A 23738-nucleotide genomic window follows, 5' to 3' on the forward strand; every position below is an offset into this window, starting at 1 on the left:
CATCCCGAAGGCGCACCGCCTCGCCACGGCCGAGTTCGCCACCCTCCGGCTGCGCCTCCTGAAGCTCGGAGCTCGCATCCGCGAGACCGCCAGCCGGGTTCGCCTCGCCTTCGCCGCCGCCTGCCCTGATGCTGACCTTCTGCGCCACCTCGCGACCGCGCTCGCCCCGGCGCCAGCCTGAACGACGGGGCAGCGACGCCCCGACGAACCCGTCCACATCCCTCCAGCGCTGACAAAACATTCCGGATCCACACGCGTCAGAACAGACGCGCGATCCCGCTCGCCATCAGCCTAAAAACCACCGCCGACAAAGCCCGATGAATAAGACGGGCTAAGCCCTGCATTCCGCGGACGTTGGTTCACCTGGCCGGCGATGGCCTTCGTTGCTCCCGTCCCAGTCCTCGTTGCTCTTCTCGGCTTGCGTCTGCGTAACGCCCTCGACCGGCGGGAGGAGGTCATGCCATTCCTCTGTGGCCTCGGCCTGTTCCTACTGTCCTATGTCGGGCTCGGCATCAGCCTGTTCCCGATGATCGTACCGCCCACGGTGACGATTTGGGATGCGGCCACCCACCCAAGCAGCCAGCTCTTCCTGATCGTCGGGACGGTCGTATTGCTGCCGATGATCCTCGGCTACACCGCCTATGTCTACTGGCTGTTCCGGGGGAAGGTCACCGCCGGTGCCCCGGGCTACCATTGAGGAGCCCCATCATGTCCGTTCCCGTTTCGATGCGTCGCCTCGGCTGGTTCGTGGCACTCTGGGCCGGCGGTATCGCCTGCCTCACTGCGGTCGCCCTCCCGCTGCGCTGGCTGCTCAAAGTCGTCTGACGCTACCAGTGTGTGCTCTGCTCAAGTTGTACGCCCGCTTTGAGCAGAGCAAAAACTTCACCCCTCTTTGGGGACATGCCGGGCTGGGAAAAATCGGCCCCTTTGAGCGGCATCCGATCAGGTTGTGTCGTATCCCTCTGATGCGAGGTCGTTGCAGCACTTACTTGGTTGGAAGCGTGTCGGCGCGCGTTTGATGGCCTCCCACAGATCTAGGGCGGTGTGAGCCGCCCTGGTGCGGCGAAGGCCTTTCTGCTTGGCGAAGGGCTGCTCGATTGATGGTGTGGATGGCCCCTGCGACCCGACCGGCTGGCTTCGGACCGGGCTAATTGAGAGGAGCAGCCAGGACCGCATGAGCTGGACATGAAGCAAGATCAAAAGACGGGTGCGGGGCAGGTGGTGCTGAAGCTGCGCCAGATCGAGGTTCAGACGGCGCAGTTCAAAAGTTTGGCGATAGCGTGCAGAGAGGCGGAGATCTCCGAGCAGAGCGACTCACGCTGGCGCAAGAAATACGGCGGCCTGCAGATCGACCAAGACCGTCGGATGAAGGATCTGAAGCGCGAGAACGCGCGATTGCGCCAGCTCGTGTCTGACTTGTTCCTGGAGAAGCAGGTGCTGGTGGACGTCGCCGCGGGAGCCGAAGGCCAGCGCCAGCAAAACTTATAGCCCCGGAGCGACGCCGGCAGGCAGTCGACGGCATTCGTGAGAAGTATGGTCTCTCAGAACGCCATGCCTGCCGGATCGTCGGCCAGCACCGGGGCACGCAACGCTACGTGCCGACGGTGCCGGCTGACGAGGATGCGCTGACCCTTTTTCGTCGATGACAGCATCCATGGCCGTCATGCAAGGGCTGCGATGAAGCCATCGGCCAACGTTGTGCCGGGCAGCGGGTATCGATGAGCCGCATACAATGTCTTACAGAGGTCGATGCCCTTCAGGGGCAATGCCACAAGCAACTCGGCACGAACCTCGTCCGTGACGGAGCTTGCCATCACAATCGAGATGCCAATGCCGGCCCGCACCGCGCGCTTGACCGCCTCTGTGCTTCCAAGCTGGTGGTGGATACCGAGGTTCGCCCCCGCCGCACCCAGGGCCTCTCGTAAGAGGCGTCCCGTCCCGCTGCCAGGTTCGCCCCCAAGGAGTGGACGGCCCACAAGGTCGCCTGGGGTTACGCTTTTCCAGGTCGACCATGGGTGGTCCGGTCCGACAATGACAATCAGCGGTTCGCGACGCCAAGCACGTGCGATCAGACCAGGCCGAGCCTCCCACCATTCAACCAACGCTAGGTCGATTTCACCGGCCTCCAACCGATCCATGACGTAGGGATTAGTCCCGATCTCGACCTGCGGGGACGTCGCATTGGTCGCTTGGTAGGCACGTAGCAGGTCGGCCAGGAGATAGGTGCCAACGTTGCCGGATGCACCGATAGCAAGACGGCCGCCATTGACGGCTTCCTCCGCGCGTCGGCTCAATCGTAGGAGCGCCTCTGCGTGGGGTAGTAGCGCTCTACCCTGGGGAGTGGGCCGGCATCCCGTGCCATGGCGCTCCACGAGGGGTGCCCGCAACGACGCCTCGAGTTTTTGCACTTGCTGCGAAACCGTGGACTGGGCCAATCCGAGGCGACGACTAGCTTCTTGAAAACTGCCTGTCGCGAGCACGGAAAGCCATGTCTCGACGTGGTGAAGGTTCAGCACAAGTATGCTTTCACAATGACGGAGCGTGCCCCTTGCGCTGCGTGCGCGGCTGCGATGGCCAATTTATCGCGTCCGGCGGCTCTTTGCCCTGAAGGACAGCCAACAAGTTGCGAGCCGCCGCTGCCTCGATTTCGCGACGCACCGCAACGACACCGGAACCGAGATGAGGCGTAAATAGAGTCCTGTCATGATCGGATAGAAGCCTCGGCTCGATGCTTCGCGGGCGATCGTCGAGGGCCCAATCCTCCATTTCGAATACGTCCGCGGCATAGCCGCCGATGCGTCCACCGGAAAGAGCGTCGGCAACCGCAGCCTCGTCTGCCACCGAACCGCGACCGGCATTGACGATCCGTAACCAAGGCTGAGCCTTGGCGAGAGTCTCAGCGTTCAGCAGGTGACGAGTAGCAGGTGTCAGGGGAAGTGCCAGGATAAGCAGGTCTGATTGTGCAACGAGTGTCTCCCAAGCGACCCTCCTCAGACCGAGCGCGCGTTCTGCGTCCACGGGGAGCGTCGCGGCATCGAAGTACACGATCTCCCTGGCACCGAAGCCTCCGAGCCGACGCGCAATGGCTTGGCCGACCTTTCCCATGCCGGCAATGCCGATGACGCTGCCTGATAACCCCGCGCCGTAGAGGCTGGCGCGCCAGCCCTCGAATCCGGCGCGCACAGCCCGGTCTCCGATCAAAACATTTCGGCAAAGACCGATGGCCAGACCAACCGCCAGTTCCGCGGTCGGCTCAGTGAGCAGGTCCGGGACTGCGGTCAACCAGACCCCGGCGTCGGTGCAAGCGGTGACGTCGAAGTTGTCCCACCCCTTAAGGGCACACGACACAACCTTGAGCCGTGGGCAGGCCGCGAGGAAATCGGCGTCCACGCGATCCGTCATGAAGGTAAAGACCCCGTCGGCATCAGCGCAACGGCGCTTCACTTCCTCAGGCGGCCAGGGGTCCGGGCCTGGATTGACGTCGAGGCTGCAGAGCGGTTCCAGGAGGGCCTCTGTCTCGGGGAAGACAGGGTTCGTGACGACGACCTTGGCGCGCATGCAATCTCTCACTTAAGCCGGCGGCGCAGCAGTCCGCCCAACGCATCGACGAGGGTAACGGCGCCCAGGATGCACAGCATGATCGCTGCGACCTGATCGTACTGAAGGAGCCTTAGCGAGGCGATGAGTTCAAAACCGATGCCGCCCGCCCCAACGACGCCGAGCACAGTCGATGCTCGGAAATTGTATTCCCATCGATACAAGGTGGTGTCCGTCAGCTGCGGCAGGACCTGTGGCAGCACAGCATGCGTCACGACCTGGAAAGGTGAGGCACCTGCCGCTCTCGCGGCCTCGATGGGCTTCGGATCGGCGTGCTCGATGGCCTCGGCGAAGAACTTGCCGACCATGCCAACGGAATGCAGGCCGAGAGCAAGCACGCCCGGTAGGGCCCCGAACCCGACGGCGGCCACGAAGAAGATGCCCATGATGAGCTCCGGGACGGACCGGAGCGCATTAAGCGCGATGCGCGTCGCACGAAACACCAGAGGATGAGGACTGGTGTTCGGAGCCGCGAGCAGCCCAAGCGGTAGTGAAAGCGTAACGGCGAGAGCCGTCCCAGCGACGCTCATGGCGAAGGTATCAACGATGGGGGACAGCCACGACCGCCAGCGTGTGAAATCAGGTGGCGTCATCTCGTCGACGAGCTGCGCAAGGGCGGGCACACCCTCCGCCAGACGCACGGGATCCAGCAGCCCGACCTTCCAGAGGCATGCAAGGATCCCGAGAGCGATCGGTAGGACGAGGATCTGCCGCCGTAGCGCCGTTGATCGGGCCTGATCGAGCAGGACGTCGTAGACCGCAGAAGGGGCCGGGAACGACGTAGGAAGGCGTGATTGGGGCATGCCGCTAGCCCTTGACCTTGGTAAGGTCGATGTTGAGGAGCTTGGCGGTCTCGCGCAGGACGTCGTAGTCCGCATCCGTGATCGGGCCGAAGGCCTCGGCCTTGAAGGGCTTCAGGATCGCCGGATCCTTCATCTCAAGGAAAGCAGACTTGATCTTGTCCTTCAACGCCGGCGTGAGGTCGCCGCGCAGGGTCCACGGATAATTCGGGATCGGCCGGCTCTCGGCGACGACCTTCACCTTAGAGGAATCGATGAGCTTCCTTTCGACGAGCGTCTCGAAGATGGTCCGACTGATCCCCCCAGCCTGGACATTGCCGGCCTCCACTGCGCGAGCCACAGCATCGTGTGTGCCAAGGTGCTGGAACTTGAAATCCTCCCCGGCTTCGAGGCCAAGGTTCTTGAGCAGGCCCCGCGGGATCAGGTGACTTGACGTCGAGGCCGGATCGCCGAAACCGACCGTCTTCCCTCGTACGTCCTCGGCCTTTGCAATGCCGGCATTGACGTTCGCGATAAGGTAGCTCGTGTAGGTCGGCTTCCCCCCTGAGACCAGGGCAGCGAACGGCTCGATCCCTGGCGAACGGCTTTTGGCCAGCACGTAGGACAATGGGCCAAAGTACCCAAGGTCGATGCGCTTGAACCGCATTGCCTCGATCATGGACGAGTAGTCTGTGGTGACGACAAGCTCGATCCGCTTACCAAGCCTTTCTTCCAGGTAAGACTTCAGACCCTGATTGTTCTGAATGATGGTTGAGGCGCTCTCATCGGGCAGCAGCGCGACTTTGAGAGTGTCGGGATCGGCGCCCTGCGAGAGCGACGGTCCGGTTCGCAGCAGAGCGCCCAGCACAAAGCCGGCACCGAGGGTACGTCTTGAAATCATGGGTTGGTTTCCTTTAGGCGGGCTGGGCGGCGTAGGACGGCTCACGGCGGGGCCGCACTCGTTCGTCTTCGACGGCCCTTGGGGCGTCGGTCCGTGATCCGTAGATCCGCTCAAGGCTCGCCTCGCAGAGCTGATCGGGTGTTCCATCGAACACGACGGCCCCAGCCTGGAGACCGATGACGCGATCTGCGAAGCCGCGCGCCAAGTCGACTTGGTGCAGGCTTACTACGGCCGTGATGCCATCGGCCTTGCAGATCGTTCGCAGGAGATCGAGGACGCGTGCCGCGGTGGCCGGGTCGAGGCTTGCTACCGGCTCGTCGGCAAGGATCAGCCGAGGTTGCTGAGCCACAGCCCGCGCGATGCCGACACGTTGCTGCTGCCCGCCCGAAAGCTGGTCAACTCGGGTTAAGGCCCGGTCGAGCAAACCGACCCGTTCGAGTGCCTCCAGGGCGATGCGCCGATCTGCAAGGGGAAGCGGAAGCAATGAGCGAAGGGCCGAGTGATGACCGAGCCGGCCAACGAGGACGTTGGCCAGAGCAGTCAAGCGGCCAATAAGATGGTGATGCTGGAACACCATGCCTGTTGCAGCCCGATGCCGGCGCAAAGTTACGCTTCCGGAGTGGATGTCGCCATGAGCCGTCGACACGACCTGCCCGTTCGTTGGCCGGACCAGACCGTTCAGGCACCGCAACAGCGTGGACTTGCCCGCACCCGACGGACCGAGAAGCACAGAGAACTCGCCCTGGTCGAACGTTAACGACGTCGGATTCAGAGTCTGTCCGGCATCATGATGTTTTCTGACAGAGCTTTCGGGTCATGAGGCGGATGGAGGCCAAGAGGACGAACGCTCGTCCTTTCCGGCTTTTGCATTCCCAATCTTTTGCGAGACGGCGGCAGCGGTTAAGCCAGCCGATCGTTCGCTCGACGATCCAACGCTTGGGCAGTACGGCGAAGCCTTTAGCCTGATCGGAGCGCCTGACGATCTCGACCGTGAGGGTGCGGCAGACCTTGCGAAGGCCATCTTGGAAGGCCGGTCCCTGATAGCCGCCGTCAGCGAAGAGCTTGAGCAGGAACGGGTAGAGGCCAAACAGCGTGGCCATCACCAGCACGCCGCCATCCCGATCCTGAATGTCGGCGGGATGGACGAGCGCGTGCATCAGCAGGCCCTGCGTGTCGACCAGGATGTGGCGCTTCTTGCCCCTGATCTTCTTGCCCGCATCGTAGCCGGGCGGGTCGATCGAGCGCCCCCCTTTTCCGCGCCCTTCACGCTCTGGCTGTCGATGATGGCCACCGTCGGGCTGGCCTCCCGATCCATTCGTTCCCGGCAGGCGACGTAGAGCGTGTGATGGATCCGCTCCAGCGTGCCGTCATAGTCCCACAGGTCAAAGTAATCGTGCACCGTCGAGCGCGCCGCCAGATCCTTTGGGATCGCCCGCCATTGGCAGCCGGTGCTCAGCACGTACAGCAGGCCGTTCACCACCGCCCGCATGTCGACGCTGCGCTTGCCGCCGCCGCGCTTGGCTGGAGGGATCAGGGGCTCGATCAGCGCCCACTCGTCATCCGTCAGATCGCTCGGATACCGAAGCTCGCTTCGATCGTAGCGGGCCCGGTTCTCGGTCGTCCACATCGGCAGCCTCCACACAGGCCGCCTTAAATCACAAACCCCTCACATCACTCAATATGTCGCCGGACAGACACTCAGATCCGGTATCGGAAATGGTCGGGGCCGGGCTTGCTCGACGAGGAACGCGGCGATGTCTGCCAGCAGGTGGCAGTCAGCTCCCGAGATTACGAGCACGGCACCCGATACCCAGGCCAGGAACGGCTGCAGCAGGAGTTCCGTGAGGTAGGCATGAGTCGCACCGATGCTAGCGCGCTGCAGGCTGCGCGGACTGTCGCCGTCGATCCAAACATGCGGCGCACTGAGATCATCCAGCGTAGCCAAGGACTGCTCGGAATAGCTCCCCAGAAAGTCCACCGCCTTCACGAGCCCGACTGCGTCGTCGTATAACTCGGCCCACGTCTCTCTCGGGAGAGCCATGCCGGGCGCGAAACTGGGATCCTGGCGGAGAAGCGCGGCTTGGCTCTCCTCGATCCCGTCGTCAAAGGTATACCAATCCGGTGCCGTCACGACAGTGCTGCTGAGAGCGGCAAGTGTCGCAGCCCGACGGAAGAGGTGCCGATCCTTTTCGGGCTGTGCGTCGTTGGAACGTGTGTCCGGAATGTGATCCTGCCCCTGTGCGCCGCAAGCGAGCGCATTTGCGTATACGCGGTCGAACTGCCCAGCTAGAACGATATTCATCCCAGTACGCCTCGTGAATCCAAATCGCTTTATTCTGTGTGTGACTGCTCGGCGCACCAGGCGCACCACGCGTGGTGAACCGAGAGCGGTACGACCGGAACCTTGACCCAGACGACGAAGTCGCCAGGCAGGATTGTCTCTTGCAGCTTGATTAAACCGCGCCTCTCGAGCGCCGCGAGCGTCGCAGGCGCGTGGCCCTGATCAGCACCGGTGGCGATCCGCTCGAACGCTTCGATCTGAATTCGCGTACAACCTTTCTCGGCCGCGGGATACCGAGCTTTTGTAGACATGATCTTGCTCCTCACAGGAGGCATACAGATGACTTCAGCACGTCCCTCATCGAAGACGGCAGCGAAGTTTAGCTATGCTGCGGTTTAAGCGATTCGAACAAGCTCTGCTTGCAGCGGCGATCAGTCGTTTATCTGCCGCGGATGTCCTGCTTCGTAGCCAGTTTCCTGCACACCGTTCGTCGGCTGGCTGAGACCGCAGCCGCGACGATGATTCTCGCAAGCCTGCTCTGCGGCATCGGGCCTCTCGGCCGATGCGCTACAGATGGTCAAGGAAGGCGACGAGCAGCGCACGAACGGCATCGCGCGTGACCTCTGGATAGGCGAGCGGCGTTTCGTCGTGAAACGAAAGAGGCGCAGTTGCGACCTCGTCCAATTCCACATGGGTCCGCACGGCTTGGATCTGCGCACACCCATAATAGGCGACAAAGGCAGGCGGCCAGAGCCAGTCGACGGTCGCGATCCGGGGCGGACGGCGACTGCAGTAGAAGCGGATGCCCGGTGTGGCGAATGGCGCCAAACGGTCGAGATCGTCGTCGCGGACGACAGAGACGTGCCATCCGCGCTGCATTACCTTATCGGCAACCTCGCGCATCGCAGGTTCGATCACCGTGCGCGTCAGGACATCGAAGCGTGCGGCCTCTGATGCCAGCGCGGCAGACAGGCTAGGATCGGTGTCCGCGACGTAGTCCAGAAAGCGCTGTTGTCGCGCTCGTGCGGCGGTGCGCCCGGCCATCAGGACCTCTTCAAACGGCCAAGCGTCTTCGTGAGCGTCGTGCTCATCTTTGGATTTGGTCATGATTTCGATGTCCTTTAGGGTTTTAGTTTTGAACGACAGGCTTTAATCGCATTGATGAGCTCTATTTCCCTTGAAGTGTCTCTCGTCGGCTTGATCGGTCGCACAATCACTGACGGGCCACGTCGACTTGCGGAAAATATAAATCACTTCCGCCGAGCTATTTGGCCAAGCGGCGTTGATCTCGCGAAGGTCTGCGGTGTTCCACGCCGCTTCCGGTCGTCGGCGCGCCGATCTTGGCCCAACTGCGCCGCACGCCATCAGCCCAAGCTCCGTGCGCTCGAGAGCACGATAATGTGCATCTTCGGTTTGGACGGCTTTCGGTTCACCCATTTGAAGGGATCGATCTCGACGGCGTCGAGGTCGACGGTGTCGATGGTCCGGACGCGGGCCGACGTGAGCGTGATGTCGGCCGGCGCCTCACGGATGCGCGAGCTGTTCCTGCGGGCTTCTTCCAAGGCCGCTCTCAGCAAAATCCCGACGTTGACCGTTCGACTCTCCGAGAGGCGGCTCAGCCGGTGCTGATATGTTCGAATCGCGGAGTCCTCTAACATCGCGTTGAGATCGTTGTAGTCGCCCGGCTCGAGGTTGGCGATGACGCCGGACGTCTTGCTATCAGATGATTTCATTTTGCGAAGGTCGGGGATGCCGTATGGCAAGGCGATGCCATTGGCGATCACGCAGTTCAGTAATTCGACGAGGACCTGCCGGTCGCAGTCCGCCAATACGAGCGTCGCGCCGGTTTGCCATGCATGTAGGACGTTGAACAAGATGCCCTCGACATGATGAATTAGATTCGCCTCGTGCGGATCACCGGGGGCGCGCAGGCGCATCATCTCCGCCGTCGCGTCAGAAAAGGCCTCTGCTGCCACCGAAATCTTCGCCAGGCGCAGCGCGTCGTCTTCGAGCTCCGCTCGAAGGATCGAGTCGTAGAGCCGACCGTCTTCGCCACGATGGGAGACGATGGTCTCGCCGGGCGGCGAACGATCCAGATGGCGTACGAGGGCGGAACTCAGAGCCACCGCCATCGCGGAGCGATGAAAAAACGACCTGTACGCATCGAACGCATCCGCGTGCGGCGAACCCGCGCGCGTCAGCGGCGGACGGAAGCGGTCCGGCTTCCCTCCGAGTAAATAAGCCCGGTCGAGATGGCCGGCGAACATGAGATTCATTGGGGGCTCACAGCGAATGTCGAAGGTTGTTGACAGACTTAAGTAAGTAACGCAATCGATGTTGCGCACATTCATCTAGAAAGTTCAGATTTAGACAGCACGACTAATGTCTAAAGCTCGAATGTCCGGCCGAACGACGGCGTTCATTCGCTCGACGATTTATCTGCGTGGATATCGCAGGAGATATGCACCGAACAGGCGATGACGAGAGCCGTTGCGGTGGCACCGTCCTCAGCAGCGAGATCGTCGCCAGGCGCCTGGAGACAGAGGCAGCTCCCGCACTTCGCTCTTTGCGCGCTCCTTGGCGGAGCTTCGCGCAATCCGGCCGTTGGCGCTCGGCCTCTAGGAAGCCTCTATATCGCCGAGAGACGCCACTTTGAGGCCCTCACCCTGCTTTCGCTCCGATGGCAGATGAAAGAGTACGGTGTTCTCGCCAGTCGCCACACCGGTCGTGTCGCCCCGACTGCACTCCTGGGCCGCCGGCCCTGGCTCTCGGATAAGATCGTCACTCATGGGGTTCTCGTCGGAGTTTGGAACTGCTCCCGACTTAAATTCTGCGGTGAATAAAGCGATTCACGCAAACCCGGGCGTAAAGACCGAAATATTTTCTTTTTTCCCGAGAGATGCTTTGGTGTGCGGTCGACGTTGCGACCTGCACCATCTGAACTCGGCTCGTTCCGCGCTTTCAGGAGACGAACATCGATCCTCACCCACAAAGATGTGCTCGGGGCGGCGCTCAATTGGGTTAATGGCCGGACCTGCGCCGTCCGCGTTTGACGGGTAGCCGATCAACTTCATGAGAGTCGGGGCGACGCGGGTTCCCGGCTCCAACGCAAGGTTGCGAGGCCCGGAAACCCGGCCGAGGTCCTGGCGCAGGTTCGGCTGTTCAGCCAGCATCCTGCGCCCACCCGGCTTTGCCGGGTTGGTCGTCGAAGCGGACTGAGCGGCTGGATTGGTCCAGGTCGGTGACGGTACGGCGCGACCCGCGCCGGATCGGCCTCCAAAACGGTCGGATTACGCGCACCCTCTAGGCGACGGTCTCTACATACGTCGCTCGCTCCGGTGATCTGGTCCTTTATTGGGTTGTGCGAAGCGGGTGGTCCTAGAGATGCACAGCCTTTGATCGCACGCCATGTGGATCGGGCCGCGGAGGAGTTAAACCACATCGCGATCTCCTTCATGGTAGATGCAAAGAACAACTCAGCTTTAGACCTAAGTCAATGACGATACGCCGTTCATACGTGGTGGCAGGCTCGAACTGGACATTCTTTTATCTTGAGATTTACTCGGAAACTCCTCAGAAATGACCTAGATCTGGCGAGAACTGGCGAAGATGATGCAAGAAGGGCTCAAGAAACGACAACGCCCAGTTTCGCCGGACTTATGGCCACTAGACTGGGCCGATTTGACGCAGCAGCACGTGGACTAGCGGTGCCGCGCCGGAGGCGGAAGCGAGCAATCCCGCCGAACTAAGCTGAGGTCACGGGATTGAGCGAGAGGAGGGCTCAACGGTTCTTCGACACTCGAGGTTGATGATCCCATAAATGGTTTAGCAGAGGACCGTCGCCTTTAGGCGAAGGGGGAATGCGGCTCGGCGATTGCTCCTGAGAACAGATCGGGTACGATCTGCCTGTGGCGTTGAGATCGTACAAAGACCGGCTCCGGCCCAATCGCGCGCAGGCCGCGGCGCTCGACGCCATGCTGCGGGACTTCTGCAGCCTGTACAACGCTGGGCTTCAGCAGCGCATTGAGGCGTTCCGCCGTCGACGTGTCAGCCTGGGCTACGCGCCGCAGGCAAACGAACTCAAGGCCTGCCGCACCGCCGATCCCGAAGGTCTCGGACGCTGATCGTTCACCGCCCTCCAGCAGGTGCTGCGACGGCCCCACCAGGCCTACGCCGCCTTCTTCAAGCGCGGGCACGGGTTCCCGCGCTTTCGCGCCGCCGCCCGCTACCACGCCGCCACGTTCCGCTCCGGTGACGGGCTGACCCTGAGGAAGGATCGCCACCTCGGCGTGGTCGGCGTGCCGGGCGGGATCAAAGCCGTGTGGCATCGGGACCTGCCCGAAGACGCGACGCTTGCCACCGCGATCCTCACGCGCCAGCAGGGCAAGTGGTACGTGGTGTTCTCGGTCGAGGCCGCCTTCGCCGAGACCTGCGCGACCGGAACCGTGTGTATCGATCTCGGGCTGAACAGCCTCGTCGCGACCAGTGATGGGGAGACCATCTCGGTTCCCCGCTACGCCCGCCAAGCCCACAAGGCCCAGCGCAGGCGACAGCGCCAACTCGCCCGATGCAAGATCGGGTCGAAACGTCGACTGAAGGCCAAGGCCCGCCTCGCGGCAGCATCGGCGAAGATCGCGCGCCAGCGCCGCGATCACTTGCACAAGCTTTTGCGAGCCCTGGTGTCGCGGTAACATGGCGTTGCATTCGAGGATCTCAATCTCACCGGGCTCAAGAAAGGTATGCTGGCCCGGTCCGTTCATGATGCCGCGTGGAGCACGCTCGTCCAGTTCGTCCGGTTCAAGGCTGCAAGCGCCGGAGCCGAGGTCGTCCTGGTCGATCCGCGCGGCACATCGCAGACGTGCCCGTCATGCGGCGCGATCGGGCCGAAGGCGCTCAAGGAACGCCAGCACCGCTGCACCTGTGGCTGTGTCTTGGATCGTGACGTTGCTGCGGCCAAGATCGTGCATCGGCGGGCCTTCGGATAAGGCCGGGACATCCTGCCTTCAGGACTTAAGCGGGCGGGTTGCCGCGGAGCTGTCCTGAGAAGCCGCCTGCTTCAGCAGGCGGGGTTGTCACTTGGTGCCGGCTAGTTCGAACATCGGTGTCGCGCTCGATCGCGGTTCAGTGCGCAATCCGAATCGTCAAAACTACAGCGCGCGTGCTTCTGTCATGCCTGGAGCGGCACAACTGCCGGAACAGCCAAAAGGCAGAGACGTTCTTGGCCCACGCACCACCTTTTCAAGGAGCGTGCAGGGAGATGACCATGCCAAGCAAGTTTTTCATTTTAAGCATCCTAGTTGGTTGCGCGCTCGGAATAAGTTTTGACGCCATCGCTCAAAATACAATTGGTTCTTCATCAAATTCTACATCGACACCGAGTGGCTCATCCGCGAATTCGACGGGCGCGAGTGCGAATACCTCAGATAAATCCGGCTCCGGCGACGAAGGAAAAGATAGATTGAGCCCTGGAAAGCCGAATACCAACCCGAGTCAGCCCGGGTGGACTTCCGGTAGTCAGCCAGATAGCAGAAAAGATTAAGGCCGCTTCTCACCACGAGGACGGACACCTTTCGTATTTGGGAACTAGCGAATGGTGTGGTCTGTCCGGCATGACGTCCGGAGCTCTGATGACCGGCACCCGGCAACGGCAATCCCGTTACGGGGTGCTCTTCGCCTCTCGAGAACCCGGACTACGCGTGTGTTTGTGTGCGGGGCCTGCGCGACCTGCGAACGGTGCTTGGACTCTCAAGTCTCCAGTTCTGCGTGTCCGGGAGCGCCTCGCGCTCTGAACCAGCGGCCGCCGAAGCGCGCTCTGCGCACGACACCGCGATGCGACTAGAGCCGCGTCCCGTTCGGTCGCGATCGGATCTCGCTCTCAGGCCATGTCGTGACGCGCACGCATGCACCGAACTGGTCTCTACTTCGGCGGCGAGCGGTGTAGGGCCGCCAGGAGCGAGAATGGCGCGATGCGGTCCGAACTTGGTCGAGTTGGCGGCTCCACTGCTCAGCGAACCGCAGTTGAGCCCCGCCTCAATGCATCGTGACCAGGAAAGCTGGAACGTTGCACCGCCTCGAATCGCATGCTTGAAGCTGTGCTACCGCCTTCCGATAGGGCCGACGCAACGATCCTGGAAGCCCCTTCCCGTAGGAAGGGAAAGCTTCCGGTGATAGGTAGCGATTTTTCGAGCCGCTCAGAAAGCCAGATGCCTGACCTCGTCCAGGGTGCCCCCTCTGCCGTCCTCGAGCAGGGCGTGTTTCTGGACCATCATGCTACGACCCCGCTGGACGGTCGCGTGTTGGAAGCCATGCTGCCCTACTATGGCGCGCAGTTCGGCAACCCTCACTCCATAGGATACGCGCGTGCGGAAATGTCCCGCGTTGCGGTCGAGAAGGCGCGCTGGCAGGTGGCGCAGTTGATCGGAGCAGAGCCGGAGGACATCATCTTCACCGCGGGTGCGACAGAGGCCTGCAACCTGGCACTGCGCGGATTGTTCGAGCCGCGGGAGAAGGCCGCGAAGGGCAGGCCTGTCCCCCGCCTTCTGTACAGCGCAATTGAGCACAGCTGCGTGCGGGAAACGGCCCATGCGCTTCAGGCGGAGGGGGTCAAGGCTCTCGAACTCCCAGTCGACGCGGACGGTTTGATCGACCTCGATGTGGTCGAGGATAGGCTTGCCTGCGGTGCGATCGTCACCTCGGTGATGGCGGCGAACAACGAGGTCGGGACACTGCAGCCTCTCTCGGATCTGGCCGCGCTCTGTCACCTTCATGGCTGTTTTTTCCACACGGATGCGGCTCAAGCTGTCGGCAAGGTGCCGCTCGACGTCCGGGCGACCGGTATCGATCTGCTCAGCCTATCCGGCCACAAGCTGTACGGTCCGCAGGGCATAGGCGCCCTCTACTGCAGCGCGGGCGCTCGCAGGCGCCTCAGACCTGTCATTTTCGGGGGCGGACAGGAGCGCGGCCTACGGCCGGGGACGTTGCCGCTCGCGCTCTGCGTTGGGCTCGGTGAAGCCTGCCGCATCGCGGCCCAGGAGATGGCCGCCGAGGCCCGACGACTGGGCCATCTGCGCGATGCCCTGTTGAAACGTTTACGCCACGCGATACCCGAACTGACCGTCAATGGTACCCTCGACCAGCGTCTGCCCGGAAACCTGAATGTCAGCCTTCCCGGCGTCGAGGCCGACGCACTCGTGTTGGCGCTCGGCGACGTGGCCATCTCGACGGGGTCGGCCTGCGCGTCGGGCGCTCTCGCGCCTTCGCATGTGCTCAGGTGCGCTCTCGTCGATCTTCGAGAGAACGTCCTTTAAGATGCGGTCCGCGAGGACGTCGGCATCAGCGCCCTGCGTCGCCACCGTCTTTTGTGCTTGCTCGATACGCTTCAGCGTGTCGCGCAGATGGCTGTATTTGAACACCGTCGTGATCGCGATTGTCGCGCGCTTCGAGCGGGCGTCGTACGCATTCTTGATGAGTTCATAGAGCGCTGTCGCGTCCGAGCTGATCAGCTCGGCGCCGAGTTCGAGTATCGTCCGCGCGGCGACCCTAAATGCCACAGCCGACCGCCATCGTTGCGAAGTGCTCGAGGGGCTGGGCTAGATGGCGCCGGGTCGGCGGTCTCGAGACGCGCGGTGGCGCGGCGCGCGATCGACTGTCCAGCCGCGCGGCGAAGGCAGAGAGATCAAGGACGGTCCGCGCCATGAGCGTTGTCCGTTGGGGTTGTGAGCGTCCTACGCCGGCACGGCAGACGGCGTCGGCTGGTGGGCGTACACAATCAGAGGTTACAAGGGAGTAAGCGAGGTGGCGCGGGAGCCTGCAACCTTTGATATGTGTGGCTCTAGGCGGTTTGGGGACGTTGCCCGTCGACGGCCGCATGCGGCGCGGAGCTGATGCGGCCGGCGCGCTGCCGATCTCATCGCCGTTCGTGTTCCGAAGCCGAATGGCTGCGTATTACGGACGAGGCTGAGGAGCACGATGGCCTGACCATAAGGCTGCTCCGTCCTGCATCAGGTGAGGCAACGCCGGCAGTGCTGTTCCTGACGCGCCGGCTCCCGGCCGCGGGATTGCGAGCGAGCCGCACTGGGCGTACCGGCTACAAAGAGGATCGAGATGTTTCACGTGCGGCGTTCCGCTCCAAGATCCGCCTGTCGCTTGACGGACAGGTCGCGAACGTCGGCACCAATGCCGCCGACGTATCGCTCAGGTTCTACACGAGCCCCGCGATCTCGGCTTTCAAATTGCGGCAGTTCTTTCCGGATTGGGATCTATTCGAGGCTCGCTGATTAGGTTGAGGCGGCGGATGTCGCAGAATTGTGACGCCCGTATCGGCGTCGGTCCTCAATCATGCTAGGCGGACCGCTGGTCCGAAGCGCCATTCCTGCGAGGCGGCGCCGAAAGAGTCTACTTCTGGAAAATGGTGCCGGTAATCTGAAAGACACCTCCGCCCGGCGCGTGCCATAGCCCAGCGCGGTCACAGACTGGGTCACACGCGCGCCCTGAGCGATCCCTCGGGGTTTTTGATCCTGCGCATAACGTGATTGATCAAAGGCGCCGCGCTGGTGAGCTGGGATTGTGCGGCTTCACAGATCCCTAGTGTAGCAGAATGGTCGAGTACCTCGTTCAACCCCTCATTGAGCGCCGTCCTGCGACGTCTGGTGAAGATCTATCTCGGAAGCCTGAGCTCTCACCACTGCGAGTTCCGGCTTTCGCGGCGATCAATGTCTTGCTCGTGGTCACTTATGCTGCGATGAAGGCTGAAGATACTCGGCAAATACGCCGATTTACGGTAGACGCATAATGATTTCGTAATATTTCTCTGTAAGCGTGAAGCCGTCAGAGGACTGAGGGGCCCTACGTTCGAGAAGGGCTACGCGATGCGTTATGATACGCACACGGGAGAAAGCCGCAGTGGCTTGCCTTGACAAGGAGGTGGCCTGTCGTAGCGCGATCCCGCACGAACGGGATGCCGGCGGATCCGGCGTGCGATTCACTTACCTCCACCACTTCGCGACCAAACTCGTCCATGCGCTGGTCGTGGGCGTGCGACTGATTGCTGGCGGTCGCTTTGGCTCCGCAGTGATTGCCTACGGCCCTGAAGTAACATTGCGACGCCGCCGGTCGGCAGCCGGTCGCGAACTTCCGGATTGCAGCGGCAGTGGGCTCCTCACTCAAGACGCCGAGTTCGAGGACGGGTCTGTCAACGCGCACCCGGCATCGAGAACGCCATATGGCCGGTTCAGGGCCGAACTGTGCGAGCGCGAAGCTTCAGGAACAAGTCTCGCGCCTTTCGGAGAAGGCAGTGACATAGCCGGTCCCGCGCCGATGGACCGGCCGCCGGTCCACGGGAGTACCGCATTCGTGCATGCGGTTCTGGAGAACATGGACCAGGGCATACTTATGCTGTGTCCGAACAATCGGGTTCTTTTACAGAACCGCCGCGCCCGCGAGCTGCTGGGTCCTTCCCCCGACGAGCTGCGGGACGGGGAGCCGTTTGACGAGATTCGCTGGCCGCAATTTCACCGCGACGATCGTTCGGGCAATCGTGAGCATCGGAGGGCAGTTGGGCACCTCCATCACGGCCGAAGGCGTGGAGACCGAGGAACAGCTCGTCCGCGTGCGGCAGGAACGCTGCACCGAGGTTCAGGGCTTTCTGTACGGTCAGCCACTGCCAGCGGCCTCGGCATTGAACTTCATTCAGAGCCACACGCCATTTGCGGCCGAAGCAGCCTCGGGGTTCTTCACCGCGGCATGATGACAAAGGTGTCCCACAATGCTCGCTTCTCGGATCTAGCCTTCATGACGGCAACGTAGGGCTTAGGAAAACAGATTAGATCGACGTATTTCCGATGAAACGCAAACGATGCGTATATTTATTAAGAAATTCGGCCAACTATAAGGCGATGCTCCATGGGGAAATAAACATGTTTAGAAGACGCTCCACGAGTGATGAGTTGTTGGATGTGCTTGGCCGCCATGCGGGCATCGGCCTTTGGGATGCCATTCTTCACGACGGCGATCCGATGCACCCCAAGAGCCGCTGGACCTGGTCCGAAGAGTTTCGTCGTCTCGTCGGATTTGCCGCGAAGAGTGATTTCCCCGACGTCGTACATTCATGGTCCGATCGGTTGCACCCGGACGATGCCGCCAGAGTCTTCGAGGCGTTCGGCGCGGCGCTGACCAATATCGAGAACAAGGGCGCGTACGACATCAACTACCGGCTGAAACTTCGCAATGGTGACTATCGCTGGTTCCGCGCCACCGGTGGAGTCGTGCATAATGCGACTGGCAAGGCCGTCCGCGCTTGCGGGTCTCTCGTCGATATCCACGTGGCGATCGAAGCCGCGGCGTCAAGCCAGTCCCGGACGCAACACATCGATCACTTGGTTGCCGCGTTCGACCGAGACGCCTCGGGTGTCCTCGCCGGCTTATCCGCTGCGGCGACGGCGATGGATGCCATCGCTCGAGCTATGGCGGTGGTGGCCGACCGGACGAACCGCCGGTCGATCGAGGTCGCCGGTGCAGCCGAGCAAACTTCGGGCAACGTCGAGACCGTCGCTGCCGCGACGGAGGAGCTGACCGCGAGCGTGGCGGAACTGTCCGCCAGGGCCGCGCGATCGGAGGAAATGGCGCGCGAGGCGTCGGAGAAGGCCACGCAGACCGACGCTCGGGTCCAGACGCTTTCGAAGGCCGCGGACAGGATCGGCGCTGTGGTCGGGATGATCAACGCTCTAGCGGCCCAAACCAATCTCCTGGCCCTGAACGCCACCATCGAGGCGGCTCGGGCCGGGGAGGCTGGCCGGGGCTTTGCGATCGTTGCTGCAGAGGTGAAGGGCCTCGCGGCTCAGACCACGCGGGCTACCGAGGAGATCGCGATACAAGTCGATGAGATCCGGCAAGCGACCCATTCGACCGTAGGTGGGATCGCCGAGATCGGGGAGGCGATCATGACCCTCAGCGATATGGCCTCGAGCATCAGGCGCGCGATGCAGGAACAGGGAGCAGCGACAGGCGAGATCGCGCGCAGTGTCTGCGAGGCGGCCGACGGCTCTAAGACGGTGTCGCAGAATATTTTCGATGTGCGACACGGAGCCAATGAGACGGAACGGGCGGCGGAGGACGTCCTGAACGCCTCCCGAGACGTGCTGGAGCGCTCTAGCCAACTGGGCACATCGATCTCGGATTTTCTGCGTTCCGTCAAAGCAGCCTGAGGAGGCTTGGACGCGCGTGGAGGTGCGTCCCCGGGAAGCGCAGGCGCTGTGAAGTCGCGTCTCCTGTGCGCCCCGGAACGCCGGGGGCACAGAAGAACGGTTTCCTCAAAGATCCCTGCGATCCAGAACTCGCGGCTTCGGACCGCCGGTCGCCCAGTCGAGCAGCTCCACCGTGTGGACGATCGGGATGCCGGTGCCCTTCCCGATCTGGGTGGCGCAGCCGATATTGCCGGTGGCGATCACGTCGGGGCGCACGCGCTCGATATTGGCGACCTTGCGGGCGCGCAGCTTCGCGGCGAGCTCCGGCTGCAGGATGTTGTAGGTCCCCGCCGAGCCGCAGCAGATATGCCCCTCCGGCACGTCCTTCACGGTGAAGCCGGCGCGCTTGAGCAGGGCCTTGGGCTCCGTCCGGATGCCCTGTCCATGCTGCATCGAGCAGGCCGAGTGGTAGGCCACCACGAGGTCGCTCGCGTCCGTGGTTGTCTTCAGGTCGAGCTGTGCCACGTACTCGGTGACGTCCTTGGCGAGCGCGGAGACCCGCCGCGCCTTCTCGGCATAGGCCGGGTCGTCGCGGAACATGAAGCCGTAATCCTTGATCGTCGTGCCGCAGCCGGACGCCGTCACCAAGATCGCGTCGAGGCCCTTGGCAATCTCGGCATCCCAGGCGTCGATCGTCTGCTTGGCGTGGGCGTGGGCCGAATGCTCCTTGCCCATGTGGTGGGTCAGCGCCCCGCAGCAGCCCTCGTTGGCGTGCACCACCTCGATCCCGTGGCGGTTGAGCAGCCGGATCGCCGCCGCGTTGAAGTCCGGCCGCAGCACACTCTGGGCGCAGCCGCGCAGCAGCGCGACGCGCTTGGCGGCCTGTCCGTTCGCCGGCGCGAACCGGCCCGGCCGGTTCGTCGGCTCACGGGGCGGCATCTCGGCCGGAGCGAGGTCGAGCATGGCGGCGAGGCGGTTGCCCACGCGCGGCAGGCGGCCGACCAGCCCGCGGAACGGCACGCCGAGCTTGGCGGCGACCAGCGCGAGGCGGAAGCGGTTCGGGTAGGGCAGGACCTGGGCAAGCAGGGCGCGCAGAAACCGGTCGCCCGTCGGCCGCGCGTAGGTCTTCTCGATATGCGCGCGGGCATGATCGACGAGGTGCATGTAATGCACCCCCGACGGGCAGGTGGTCATGCAGGACAGGCAGGAGAGGCAGCGGTCGACATGCTTGACCACCTCCTGCGAGGCCGGCTTGCCGCCCTCCAGCATGTCCTTGATCAGATAGATCCGCCCGCGCGGGGAATCGAGCTCGTCGCCGAGCAGCAGGTAGGTCGGGCAGGTCGCCGTGCAGAAGCCGCAATGCACGCAGGTCCGCAGGATTTTCTCCGAGGCCGCCATGGCGGGGTCGGCGAGCTGAGCGGGGGCGAAGTTGGTCTGCACGGGTCACATCCTCGGCGCCTCGCCTCCCCGCGATCGGGGAGGGGCGGAATCTGAAGCTTACAGTCCGGCGTACATCCGGCCCGGGTTGAGCACCCCGGCCGGATCGTGCGCCGCCTTGATGCCCGCGGTGAGCCGCATCAGCGGCTCGGCCAGCGGCTGGAACACCGGCACGGCGGCGCGCACGGCGTCGGGGGCACGCACCAGCGTGGCGTGGCCGCCCTGGGCCTGAACCGCCCGGCGCACCGTCCCGGCGCCGGCATCGCCCTCCGAGCCGGTGGCGAGCCAGATCAGGCCGCCGCCCCAGTCGAAGAACCAGCGCGCGTCGCGCTCCGCCGCGATCGCCGCCGCCAGGGCCGGGCCGTGGGTCGGCGCCGTGGAGATCCGCCAGAGGGCGGCGTCCCGGGGCTCGGCCAGCGGCGCGGCGTCGCGCACCGACCGCCAGAGGGCGGCGGCGGCCTCGCCGTCCACGATCTCGGGCTGGCCGTAGCGCTTCAGCAGGCGGCGCAGCTCGCCCGTCCGGTAGTCGATGGAGTCGGAGAAGCCCTCGAGGCGCATCAGCGTCCGCGCCTGCGGGGCGCCGATCCCGGCCGGCAGGTGGGCCGCGCCGGTGAGCTCGAAGGGCGAGCCCAGGGCCTCCGACAGGGCCGTGACCGCCCGGGCGTCGTCCAGGTTGGGGAAGACCAGGGTGGCGACCCGCTCGCAGGCCGGCAGGACCTTGAAGGTGACCTCGGTGAGGAGCCCGAGCGTGCCGTGGGCGCCAGCCATGAGCTTCACGAGGTCGAGCCCGGTGACGTTCTTCATCACCCGGCCGCCCGACTTGATCGCCTCGCCGCGCCCGTTGATGAACCGCACGCCGATCAGGCTGTCCCGGGCCGCCCCGGCGTTGATCCGGCGCGGTCCGGCATTGTTGATCGCCGCCACGGCCCCGAGGGTCGGCGTGCCGGCGCTGCCGTAGAGGCCGCGCAGGTCCATCGGCTCGAAGGGCAGCATCTGGCCCCGGGAGGCGAGCAGCGCCTCGACCTCGGCCAGGGGCGTCCCGGCCCGGGCCGCCACCACCATCTCGGCCGGCTCGTAGAGCGTGACGCCGGTGAGCGCCTTCGCCGAGAGGGTCGCGGTGTCCTGCGCGGGCCGGCCGAGCCCCGCGGCGGTCCCGCCGCCGGCGAGCCGCAGACGCTCGCCCCGCCCGGCCGCCGCCCGCACGATCTCCCCGGCCTCCGCCTCGGTGCCGGGCTGATACACTACCGTCATGGAACCCTGCGCATGTTCTGGCCGACATCCTTTAAAGCGGCGGCAGTCCAAGAATCAGCTACTATCGCGATGACGCTCGCATGTCCTCCCGCCACGACGCCAGGGATCCGAGCGAATCATTCGGCTGACCATTCCCATCTCTCGTCTGCCACCGACCTGCCCTTGAGAAAAGAATATTCTCCGTACTGTTGCACGATGCGACAGTGGCGCATTTTGCAACAGTTGAAGTGCAGCAAATTCGAGCGATGGCGGCCTCGATGCTTGAAAAGGCCGCGCGAAAAACCTGCATTTTCTTGCTAAAATCCCTTTTCCGGTTGACCTGGCACGGCCCATGCGTAAGTTCGATCTAGAACAATGATGACAAGCCCAAGGTGGCGGTCACGACAAGAACGAGGGAGGAGACTGATCTGGACGCCACGCTCAGCGGCCTGATGCAAGACTTCGGTGTTGCGCAGTCGCGATCGGGGGCACGCAAGACGCTCCAGCAGTCATCCGAGACCTTTGCCGATAGCTGAGACCAGGCGCGTCCGCGCTCGACGCCTTCCTGCGTCTGAGGGCCCGGTATCCCGGGACCTACCTGGTCTTTCACATCGACTATCGCGAAACCTAAGGATGCAGCGATGTCTGGAACACTGACACTCAACAAGATAACAGCCCAGAAAGGGATCTCCGTCGGAGAGGCGGCCAAGAAGATCGCCGATCTCGGCTGGAACCCCTCGTACGTCCAGGAGGCTATGACCTTCCCAACGGACTACAAGATCACCAAGGCCCCCAAAGATCCGATGAAGCAGGTTCTGCGGTCCTATTTCCCAATGCAGGAGGAGAAGGACAATCGGGTCTACGGGGCGCTCGATGCGGCGCTGCGCGGCGACATGTTCCGAAACGTCGAGCCGCGGTGGGTCGAGTGGATGAAGCTCTTCCTGGCTATCATTCCGTTTCCCGAGATTTCGGCCGCCCGTTCGATGGCGATGGTCGGTCGGTTGGCGCCCGGCGAGGAGCTGCGTACCGGGTTTACCATGCAGATGGTCGACGAGTTCCGCCACTCGACCATCCAAATGAACCTCAAGAAATGGTACATGGAGAACTATATCGACCCGGCGGGCTTCGACATCACCGAAGAGGCGTTCGGCAAATGCTATGCGACGACGATCGGTCGTCAATTCGGCGAAGGTTTCATCACCGGCGACGCGATCACCTCGGCCAACATTTACCTGACCGTGGTCGCCGAGACCGCCTTCACGAACACGCTGTTCGTGGCCATGCCGTCCGAGGCCGCCCGTAACGGCGACTATGCTCTGCCGACCGTGTTCCTGTCGGTGCAGTCCGACGAGAGCCGGCACGTCGGCAACGGGCATTCGATGCTGATGTCGATCCTGAAAGAGCCGGAAAACCACCTCCTGCTCGAGCGCGACCTGCGCTACGCCTTCTGGCAGAACCACGCCATCGTCGATGCCGCGATTGGCACGTTCATCGAGTACGGCACCACGAACCGTGACAAGGACAAGGAGTCCTACGCGGAGATGTGGCACCGCTGGATTTTCGAGGACTACTATCGCACCTACATGCTCCCGCTGGAGAAATACGGCATCAAAATTCACCACGACGACGTTCAGACGGCCTGGAAGCGCATCACCGAGAAACATTACGTTCACAAGATCGCACAGTTCTTCTCCGTCGGCTGGCCGGTGAATTTCTGGCGGATTGAGGCGCAGACCGAGAAAGACTTCGAGTGGTTTGAGCACAAATATCCGGGTTGGTACGCTCAGTTCGGCGAGTACTGGAAGTGGTACGGAAAGCTGAGCCGGCCCGGCCAGAAGATCGTCACCTTCAACGAGGATGTCGGTTACGTCTATCCGCACCGCTGCTGGAGTTCGCTGGTGCCGTGCGTCGTGCGCGAGGATCTCGTCACTGACGAGATCGACGGCCAGCTGCACACCTTCGCGCACGAGATCGATCGTTGGACCGCGGTCGAAGCCTTCGCCAACGAATACGAGGGACGTCCCACACCGGCCATGGGGCGGTTCAGCGGCCGTCGTGAATGGGAGAGTGTATACCACAACTGGGATCTGGCAGATGCCATCAAGGATCTCGGCTTCGTCCGCACAGACGGCAAGACCCTCGTTCCTCAACCGCATCTGCGCTTCGACAACAAGGATATGTGGACGCTCGACGATGTGCGTGGATACACGCTGAAGAGCCCGCTGATCACCTTGCGCGAAATGTCGCCGGAGGCGCGCGAGGCGCATCTCGCCGAATATCGCGCGGGCTTCACGATCAATCCCTGCAACTGATGTCGGACGGCTGGCCGGGGC

22 protein-coding genes and 4 pseudogenes are annotated in these 23738 nt (G+C 63.1%); 12 read left to right on the plus strand and 14 right to left on the minus strand.

What is annotated here, in order from left to right:
• The 3 genes from BM396_RS26635 to BM396_RS32330 all read left to right on the plus strand — a co-directional run.
• Positions 1–181, plus strand: a 181-nt coding sequence (locus tag BM396_RS26635; RefSeq protein WP_210187144.1) for a transposase, incomplete at its 5' end; no start/stop codon positions are given.
• Positions 182–373: 192 nt separating this feature from the next.
• Positions 374–697 (plus strand): cytochrome d ubiquinol oxidase subunit II, encoded by a 324-nt coding sequence (locus BM396_RS26640; RefSeq protein ID WP_091995050.1) that lies wholly within the window; start codon positions 374–376, stop codon positions 695–697.
• Positions 698–708: 11 nt separating this feature from the next.
• Positions 709–825, plus strand: a complete 117-nt coding sequence (locus tag BM396_RS32330) for a DUF2474 family protein (RefSeq protein ID WP_139239545.1) — start codon at positions 709–711, stop codon at positions 823–825.
• A 117-nt stretch (positions 826–942) separates the two neighbouring features.
• Here the strand turns inward: BM396_RS32330 and BM396_RS33485 are convergent.
• A pseudogene (locus BM396_RS33485) lies at positions 943–1098 on the minus strand (IS630 family transposase); the annotation flags it as partial.
• An 87-nt stretch (positions 1099–1185) separates the two neighbouring features.
• Between BM396_RS33485 and BM396_RS26645 the strand changes: the two are divergent.
• Positions 1186–1631, plus strand: a pseudogene (locus tag BM396_RS26645) (transposase); the annotation flags it as partial.
• 30 nt (positions 1632–1661) lie between these two features.
• On the opposite strand, the gene BM396_RS26650 reads toward BM396_RS26645, so the two are convergent.
• The 11 genes and pseudogenes from BM396_RS26650 to BM396_RS26690 all read right to left on the minus strand — a co-directional run bounded on the left by BM396_RS26650 (position 1662) and on the right by BM396_RS26690 (position 9834).
• Entirely contained in the window at positions 1662–2294 is a 633-nt protein-coding gene (locus BM396_RS26650; RefSeq protein ID WP_082167375.1) for a LysR substrate-binding domain-containing protein, read from the minus strand.
• Between the two features lie 93 nt (positions 2295–2387).
• Positions 2388–2516, minus strand: a pseudogene (locus BM396_RS33490) (LysR family transcriptional regulator); the annotation flags it as partial.
• A 10-nt stretch (positions 2517–2526) separates the two neighbouring features.
• Positions 2527–3558: a phosphonate dehydrogenase gene (locus BM396_RS26655; protein WP_048464248.1), complete on the minus strand. Its 1032-nt coding sequence runs from the start codon at positions 3556–3558 to the stop codon at positions 2527–2529.
• A gap of 8 nt (positions 3559–3566) precedes the next feature.
• Positions 3567–4400 (minus strand): phosphonate ABC transporter, permease protein PhnE, encoded by an 834-nt coding sequence (gene phnE, locus BM396_RS26660; protein ID WP_048464249.1) that lies wholly within the window; start codon positions 4398–4400, stop codon positions 3567–3569.
• Positions 4401–4404: 4 nt separating this feature from the next.
• Positions 4405–5277 (minus strand): phosphate/phosphite/phosphonate ABC transporter substrate-binding protein, encoded by an 873-nt coding sequence (gene phnD, locus BM396_RS26665; protein WP_091995058.1) that lies wholly within the window; start codon positions 5275–5277, stop codon positions 4405–4407.
• 13 nt (positions 5278–5290) lie between these two features.
• A complete protein-coding gene (gene phnC, locus BM396_RS26670; protein WP_091995061.1) occupies positions 5291–6049 on the minus strand; it encodes a phosphonate ABC transporter ATP-binding protein in 759 nt (252 codons plus the stop codon).
• A 13-nt stretch (positions 6050–6062) separates the two neighbouring features.
• A protein-coding gene (locus tag BM396_RS26675; protein ID WP_091995063.1) for an IS5 family transposase occupies positions 6063–6904 on the minus strand; the annotation gives its coding sequence in 2 pieces (ribosomal slippage) (positions 6063–6514 and positions 6514–6904; 843 coding nt in all).
• A gap of 48 nt (positions 6905–6952) precedes the next feature.
• The gene (locus BM396_RS26680; protein ID WP_043387302.1) at positions 6953–7579 is read right to left on the minus strand and encodes a hypothetical protein; all 627 of its coding nucleotides are present in this window, start codon (positions 7577–7579) and stop codon (positions 6953–6955) included.
• Positions 7580–7608: 29 nt separating this feature from the next.
• On the minus strand, positions 7609–7869 hold the full coding sequence (locus tag BM396_RS32335; protein ID WP_139239546.1) for a hypothetical protein: 261 nt from the start codon (positions 7867–7869) through the stop codon (positions 7609–7611).
• Positions 7870–8125: 256 nt separating this feature from the next.
• Positions 8126–8665 carry a hypothetical protein gene (locus BM396_RS26685; protein ID WP_043387304.1) on the minus strand — a complete coding sequence of 180 codons (540 nt, stop codon included), beginning with the start codon at positions 8663–8665 and terminating at the stop codon, positions 8126–8128.
• A 257-nt stretch (positions 8666–8922) separates the two neighbouring features.
• A complete protein-coding gene (locus tag BM396_RS26690) occupies positions 8923–9834 on the minus strand; it encodes a hypothetical protein (protein ID WP_043387305.1) in 912 nt (303 codons plus the stop codon).
• 1638 nt (positions 9835–11472) lie between these two features.
• On the opposite strand from BM396_RS26690, the gene BM396_RS33495 reads away from it, so the two are divergent.
• The 7 genes and pseudogenes from BM396_RS33495 (at position 11473) to BM396_RS26710 (ending at position 18759) form a co-directional block, all read left to right on the plus strand.
• The gene (locus BM396_RS33495; RefSeq protein WP_244538964.1) at positions 11473–11682 is read left to right on the plus strand and encodes a helix-turn-helix domain-containing protein; all 210 of its coding nucleotides are present in this window, start codon (positions 11473–11475) and stop codon (positions 11680–11682) included.
• Between the two features lie 18 nt (positions 11683–11700).
• Positions 11701–12249, plus strand: a pseudogene (locus BM396_RS33500) (transposase); the annotation flags it as partial.
• Positions 12250–12297: 48 nt separating this feature from the next.
• On the plus strand, positions 12298–12543 hold the full coding sequence (locus tag BM396_RS33505; RefSeq protein WP_244538966.1) for a transposase: 246 nt from the start codon (positions 12298–12300) through the stop codon (positions 12541–12543).
• A 1218-nt stretch (positions 12544–13761) separates the two neighbouring features.
• Entirely contained in the window at positions 13762–14865 is a 1104-nt protein-coding gene (locus tag BM396_RS26700) for a cysteine desulfurase family protein (protein WP_051976242.1), read from the plus strand.
• A gap of 714 nt (positions 14866–15579) precedes the next feature.
• A complete protein-coding gene (locus BM396_RS32340; RefSeq protein ID WP_139239547.1) occupies positions 15580–15834 on the plus strand; it encodes a hypothetical protein in 255 nt (84 codons plus the stop codon).
• Between the two features lie 1079 nt (positions 15835–16913).
• Positions 16914–17303 carry an EAL domain-containing protein gene (locus BM396_RS33735; RefSeq protein ID WP_081948762.1) on the plus strand — a complete coding sequence of 130 codons (390 nt, stop codon included), beginning with the start codon at positions 16914–16916 and terminating at the stop codon, positions 17301–17303.
• A gap of 208 nt (positions 17304–17511) precedes the next feature.
• Positions 17512–18759, plus strand: a complete 1248-nt coding sequence (locus tag BM396_RS26710; protein ID WP_244538970.1) for a methyl-accepting chemotaxis protein — start codon at positions 17512–17514, stop codon at positions 18757–18759.
• A gap of 105 nt (positions 18760–18864) precedes the next feature.
• On the opposite strand, the gene glcF is transcribed toward BM396_RS26710, so the two are convergent.
• Together glcF and glcE are read right to left on the minus strand one after the other, a co-directional pair.
• Positions 18865–20178: a glycolate oxidase subunit GlcF gene (gene glcF, locus BM396_RS26715; protein ID WP_043387310.1), complete on the minus strand. Its 1314-nt coding sequence runs from the start codon at positions 20176–20178 to the stop codon at positions 18865–18867.
• 57 nt (positions 20179–20235) lie between these two features.
• Positions 20236–21426 (minus strand): glycolate oxidase subunit GlcE, encoded by a 1191-nt coding sequence (gene glcE, locus BM396_RS26720; RefSeq protein WP_043387313.1) that lies wholly within the window; start codon positions 21424–21426, stop codon positions 20236–20238.
• Between the two features lie 620 nt (positions 21427–22046).
• Here glcE and BM396_RS26725 point away from each other — a divergent pair.
• The gene (locus BM396_RS26725) at positions 22047–23717 is read left to right on the plus strand and encodes an aromatic/alkene/methane monooxygenase hydroxylase/oxygenase subunit alpha (protein ID WP_043387314.1); all 1671 of its coding nucleotides are present in this window, start codon (positions 22047–22049) and stop codon (positions 23715–23717) included.
• Positions 23718–23738: the final 21 nt, after the last annotated feature.

Origin of the sequence: Methylobacterium sp. UNCCL125, from assembly GCF_900116795.1 — a bacterium.
Taxonomy (GTDB): domain Bacteria; phylum Pseudomonadota; class Alphaproteobacteria; order Rhizobiales; family Beijerinckiaceae; genus Methylobacterium; species Methylobacterium fujisawaense.

Bases quoted from the DNA above. Each gene is read 5' to 3' on its own strand.
- BM396_RS26685 (WP_043387304.1), bottom strand. From the start codon at position 8,665: ATGACCAAATCCAAAGATGAGCACGACGCTCACGAAGACGCTTGGCCG.
- phnE (WP_048464249.1), bottom strand. From the start codon at position 4,400: ATGCCCCAATCACGCCTTCCTACGTCGTTCCCGGCCCCTTCTGCGGTC.
- BM396_RS33735 (WP_081948762.1), top strand. From the start codon at position 16,914: ATGCGGTTCTGGAGAACATGGACCAGGGCATACTTATGCTGTGTCCGA.
- BM396_RS26725 (WP_043387314.1), top strand. From the start codon at position 22,047: ATGTCTGGAACACTGACACTCAACAAGATAACAGCCCAGAAAGGGATC.
- phnD (WP_091995058.1), bottom strand. From the start codon at position 5,277: ATGATTTCAAGACGTACCCTCGGTGCCGGCTTTGTGCTGGGCGCTCTG.
- glcE (WP_043387313.1), bottom strand. From the start codon at position 21,426: ATGACGGTAGTGTATCAGCCCGGCACCGAGGCGGAGGCCGGGGAGATC.
- BM396_RS26700 (WP_051976242.1), top strand. From the start codon at position 13,762: ATGCCTGACCTCGTCCAGGGTGCCCCCTCTGCCGTCCTCGAGCAGGGC.
- BM396_RS26640 (WP_091995050.1), top strand. From the start codon at position 374: ATGGCCTTCGTTGCTCCCGTCCCAGTCCTCGTTGCTCTTCTCGGCTTG.
- BM396_RS26655 (WP_048464248.1), bottom strand. From the start codon at position 3,558: ATGCGCGCCAAGGTCGTCGTCACGAACCCTGTCTTCCCCGAGACAGAG.
- BM396_RS26680 (WP_043387302.1), bottom strand. From the start codon at position 7,579: ATGAATATCGTTCTAGCTGGGCAGTTCGACCGCGTATACGCAAATGCG.
- BM396_RS32335 (WP_139239546.1), bottom strand. From the start codon at position 7,869: ATGTCTACAAAAGCTCGGTATCCCGCGGCCGAGAAAGGTTGTACGCGA.
- BM396_RS26690 (WP_043387305.1), bottom strand. From the start codon at position 9,834: ATGAATCTCATGTTCGCCGGCCATCTCGACCGGGCTTATTTACTCGGA.
- BM396_RS33505 (WP_244538966.1), top strand. From the start codon at position 12,298: ATGCTGGCCCGGTCCGTTCATGATGCCGCGTGGAGCACGCTCGTCCAG.
- BM396_RS32330 (WP_139239545.1), top strand. From the start codon at position 709: ATGTCCGTTCCCGTTTCGATGCGTCGCCTCGGCTGGTTCGTGGCACTC.